At 47.8% G+C, this 381-nt stretch carries 1 rRNA gene; it reads right to left on the bottom strand.

From position 1 onward, the window contains the following. Window positions 1–251 precede the first annotated feature (251 nt). Window positions 252–381, bottom strand: a 23S ribosomal RNA gene (locus MN204_RS21795); the annotation flags it as partial.

The raw sequence follows: 381 nt of genomic DNA on the forward strand, positions 1-381 counted from the left end.
AGACTCCTTGGTCCGTGTTTCAAGACGGGCGGCATATAACCATTATGCCAGCATCCTTGACTTACGTCGCAGTCCTCAGTCCCAGCTGGCAGTATTCCCACAGGCTATAATACTTACCGAGGCAAGCTACATTCCTATGGATTTATCCTGCCACCAAAACTGATGCTGGCCCAGTGAAATGCGAGATTCCCCTACCCACAAGGAGCAGAGGGCACAAAACACCATGTCTGATCAAATGCCCTTCCCTTTCAACAATTTCACGTACTTTTTCACTCTCTTTTCAAAGTTCTTTTCATCTTTCCATCACTGTACTTGTTCGCTATCGGTCTCTCGCCCATATTTAGCCTTGGACGGAATTTACCGCCCGATTGGGGCTGCATT

The sequence above is a fragment of the Oceanobacillus saliphilus genome (assembly GCF_023522835.1).
GTDB classification, from domain to species: domain Bacteria; phylum Bacillota; class Bacilli; order Bacillales; family Amphibacillaceae; genus Oceanobacillus; species Oceanobacillus saliphilus.